We start from the raw sequence: 4248 nt of genomic DNA on the forward strand, positions 1-4248 counted from the left end.
TGCTATTTTATTTTATATTGGATTTGTAAAAATAAGAGGATTTGAAGGCGGAGCTTATGGTATCCTTTCCTTTTTTCTAATAATATTTAGTATCATATCTTTCTTCATTGGAAAAAGGGTTAATGTAAATCCATAAAGGAATATGTTAGATATTAAGCTAAAAAAGCAGAAGAAAATTATATATTCTTCTGCTTTTTTCTCCGCGTTTTTAATATTAAAAAATTTGAGATTTATAATGCTAATTTAGTTGATAAATAAAATTTTGTACTTCAAAACTGAACCCGTTATATTTTTTATAGCCTGTGTTTTTGTGTGATTCCTACTTGTTCTTTTCAAATGTAGTAATTACTACGCTAAATATAATAAGGGTACCACCAATAAAAAAATTGCTATTTAATGTTTCACTTAAAAGTAACCATCCTAATAAGGATCCTACAATAGGTTGAAAAAAGAAAAATAGTGAGCCAATACTAGCATCCATTAGCTCAAGCCCTTTATTCCACAGAAAAAAAGCACCTGCAGTGGAAATGATTCCTAAATATAATATACCTAGCAGTACATAGATATTTACATGTTCAATTGGATTCGATTGCAATTCCCAAATCATACAGGGGGTAATGAAAAAGAGTGAAAAGAATATTGCATACGTTGTAATGACTAAGGATGAAAAGCGAGTAGAAGCAATTTTTACATAAATAGATAGCAAAGCCCATGTAACAGCAGCTCCTACTAAAATGAGTGTTCCAATAAAATATGAACGAACTTCTATATCCCATCCAATGACGATAATGACACCTATTGTAGCTAAAATGGTAGAAAATATTCTGCGAGCAGTTAGTTTCTCTTTCAAAATTAAAGCAGCAAATACGACCATAAATGCTGGAGTGGCTGATGTAACTAAAGAGCCTGTGTGGGCATCTGATAATTTCGTCCCAATAAATTGACATGTAATCGAGATGAAATAGCCAATGAAACCTATCCAAGCAAAAAGGAACCAGTCCCGTTTATGAATACGTATCTTCTTGTTATGTTTTTGTTCTGTTGTTTTCAAAATTATATATAAAACGAAAAAAGCGATGATAAAGCGCAGCCAGACAAGCGTAAGCGGGGGAACGAAATCTAGTACGTATTTACTTACAACGTACATACCACCCCAAATACTTGCTGCAAGAGATAAACATATAGCTCCTAAAATGGTTTGTTTCATAGTGAAGTACCTCCGTCTATTTTTAGGATTGTATAGGATCCCTAAGACGAGGCATAGTTTATTTGTTATACAAATGCCCGCCCTAGTTTATAGACGGACAACTGGCTGGTCGTTTTCGAATAAATGGTTATAGTACATCTGTATTCTCCTTTCTGTGCTAATGTATAATGAAATTATAACTTAATTTTCAGATTATTGGAGGGTGTTATGAAATATATTGCGATTTGGCCGCATGTGAGTAATTACCGAGACCCTATTTGTCTAGAAAAAGGAGATATGGTTTTAATCGGTAAGAAATATGCAGGACCTGAAAACTGGGATAATTGGGTATACTGCCGCGAAGAGCGAAATAATCGGGAAGGCTGGGTACCAGAGCAACTGATACAACGCAATGCAGATGGTACAGGATTCATTTTAGAAGGATATACGGCGAAGGAATTGAATATAGAAGTAGGAGAGATCCTTATTGGTTTACAAGAATGGAATGGATGGATATGGTGTGGAAATCTAGAAAAAGAAGCTGAAGGCTGGGTACCAAAACAAAATTTAAAGCAATATAGGTAAAAATTTTCAAAATGTAAGTAGATACATATTTTTGCGTTTAAAGCTTTTGTTAAAATATATGGTGATTTTTTTGCATATATATGAATAATAAACCATCACGTTTGACTGTACAGTTTATGTATTGTATGATGTCCTTAATATAACTGAGGGGGGAAGATCGTTGGGAAGGTGTATCGAATCGGACAGTTGGCTCACTTGGCTCACGTATCGAAACGAACGATTGATTATTATACGAATCTAGGTATCTTAAAAGCGGAGCGATCTCAATCTAATTATCGCTATTACGACGAAACAGCATTTGAAACACTACAATTTATTGAGAAATGCAAAGAAATGCATATGCCGCTTTGTGAGATTAAAGAGAGGGTCGAGGAGAAGAAGCTGCTCGGTGTCAATGAACACGTTTCGAAACAAGTGAATGAAGTGACAGAACATATCCATCGATTAGAAACAGAGTTAACGCAGTTGAAACCTCTGTTAGATGGATTGACTGCTTCACAACGTGAAAAAATATCGAAATCTTTATCTGGTCAAACGACAGCTTTAATGCAAGCACTGAGCATGTTTGTATAGTATATATTGTATCTATCCCCTTTAATTTCTGTATAGCGCTATGTTTTCTAACGGAATCAAATCAGAAAACATTATAGTATACAGGAGGTGGACACCTTAGTTTTTTAACTAAGGGGATTCATTGGAAATATTTAATTTAGTCATGGTTGCGATTTTAATCGCATTTACTGGATTTTTCGTAGCAGCAGAGTTTGCGATTGTTAAAATACGTTCAAGTCGCATTGATCAGCTTGTTGCGGAAGGAAAACGCGGTGCGTTAGCGGCGAAAAAGGTAACATCGAATTTAGATGAATATTTATCTGCTTGTCAATTAGGTATTACAGTTACAGCAATGGGACTCGGTTGGTTAGGTGAACCGACAATAGAGAAACTGTTACATCCATTATTTGAGAAATGGGATTTAAATCCTTCCGTTTCACATGTATTAACTTTTGGTCTTGCATTTATGACGATGACATATTTGCACGTTGTAGTAGGGGAATTAGCTCCGAAAACGATGGCAATTCAAAAGGCTGAAAGGGTAACATTGTTATTTGCTGGACCTTTAATGATGTTCTATAAAGTGATGTATCCATTTATTTGGATACTGAATAGTTCAGCGCGTGTTGTAACTGGCTTATTCGGTTTGAAACCAGCTTCTGAACATGAAGTCGCACATACTGAAGAAGAATTACGTCTTATTCTTTCTGAAAGCTATGAAAGTGGAGAAATTAACCAAGCAGAATATAAGTATGTAAATAATATCTTTGAATTCGATAACCGCATTGCAAAAGAGATTATGGTGCCACGAACAGAAATTGTTGGCTTCTATCTCGAAGATTCAGTAGAAGAGCACATGAAGGTGATCCAAAGTGAGCGATATACGCGTTATCCAATCTTTGGAGAGGATAAAGATGATATTATTGGTATGGTTAACGTAAAAGATTTCTTTATTCGATATATGAAAAATGATAAAGAAGATTTGTCATCGATTCGTACGTATATGCGTCCGACTATTGAAGTTATGGAAACAACTCCAATTCATGATTTACTTCTGCAAATGCAGAAAAAGCGAATTCCAATGGCTGTGTTATATGATGAGTACGGAGGAACAGCTGGGATTGTAACGCTTGAAGACATATTGGAGGAAATCGTCGGTGAAATTCGTGACGAATATGATGAAGACGAAGATCCGCCAATTCAACATGTAAATGATTATCACAAAATCGTTGATGGAAAAGTGTTAATTACAGAAGTGAAAGATTTATTTGGATTACACATTGAAGAAGAAGATGTGGATACAATTGGTGGATGGATTATGATGCAAAATCATGAAATTGAAGAAGGACAGTGCGTCGAAGCCGAAAATTATGAGTTTAAAGTACTTGAAAAAGATGCTTATCAAATTAAACGCGTTGAAATTCGAAAAATTGATCATCAACAAGAGAAAGCAGCAACTGTGTAGGTTGCTGCTTTTTTTCTTATACAAAGTAAAACTTGAAATTAGAGGTGGATATTTTGATTTAAATAGCCTTACGTGTATATCGACTACAATTGTAGTGGTTTACTACTTATGTGGGTTGTTACTCCGTTTTCAAAACAAGTAGCAGGGTTTGATATCGGATTAGCAGTGAGTGCATATTGCTTTGGTTATTAGCCCGACGAGTGGAGAAAATCGGGGTATTGTACTTAAGGAAAAAGTTCCTGGGATAGAGGTTTTAAATCGGTTTGCAGCTGCAATAGTAGGAGCCGTCATTATGTATGAAATTGAACATGAAATGGAAATGTGAGTATTTTGTACAGGGATTTTAGGTGATCACTTTTTAATGATCGCGAATCTAGCGTATGCGAATGTACAGTTAGCAAAAGAAGAAGAGGGAAAAAGGAAAAAATCACAGGGAATTTAAAATAAGAAGATAAAAAAG

General features: G+C 35.0%; 5 protein-coding genes and 1 pseudogene. 5 read left to right on the forward strand and 1 reads right to left on the reverse strand.

The features are described from left to right. Positions 1-16: 16 nt before the first annotated feature. A complete protein-coding gene (locus V7183_RS12525; RefSeq protein WP_335359735.1) occupies positions 17-136 on the forward strand; it encodes a YesK family protein in 120 nt (39 codons plus the stop codon). A 183-nt stretch (positions 137-319) separates the two neighbouring features. Here the strand turns inward: V7183_RS12525 and V7183_RS12530 are convergent, their stop codons facing one another. After that, positions 320-1207 carry a DMT family transporter gene (locus tag V7183_RS12530; RefSeq protein WP_335359725.1) on the reverse strand — a complete coding sequence of 296 codons (888 nt, stop codon included), beginning with the start codon at positions 1205-1207 and terminating at the stop codon, positions 320-322. 207 nt (positions 1208-1414) lie between these two features. Between V7183_RS12530 and V7183_RS12535 the strand changes: the two genes are divergently transcribed. From V7183_RS12535 to V7183_RS12550, 4 genes and pseudogenes are all read left to right on the forward strand, one after another. Further along, positions 1415-1771 carry an SH3 domain-containing protein gene (locus V7183_RS12535; protein ID WP_335359726.1) on the forward strand — a complete coding sequence of 119 codons (357 nt, stop codon included), beginning with the start codon at positions 1415-1417 and terminating at the stop codon, positions 1769-1771. 168 nt (positions 1772-1939) lie between these two features. Beyond that, positions 1940-2344, forward strand: a complete 405-nt coding sequence (locus V7183_RS12540; RefSeq protein WP_335359727.1) for a MerR family transcriptional regulator — start codon at positions 1940-1942, stop codon at positions 2342-2344. Positions 2345-2465: 121 nt separating this feature from the next. After that, positions 2466-3788 (forward strand): hemolysin family protein, encoded by a 1323-nt coding sequence (locus V7183_RS12545; RefSeq protein WP_335359728.1) that lies wholly within the window; start codon positions 2466-2468, stop codon positions 3786-3788. A 62-nt stretch (positions 3789-3850) separates the two neighbouring features. Continuing rightward, positions 3851-4230: pseudogene (locus V7183_RS12550) on the forward strand (ATP synthase subunit I). Positions 4231-4248 lie beyond the last annotated feature (18 nt).

The organism is Bacillus sp. JJ1127 (assembly GCF_036965845.1).
GTDB lineage: Bacteria > Bacillota > Bacilli > Bacillales > Bacillaceae_G > Bacillus_A.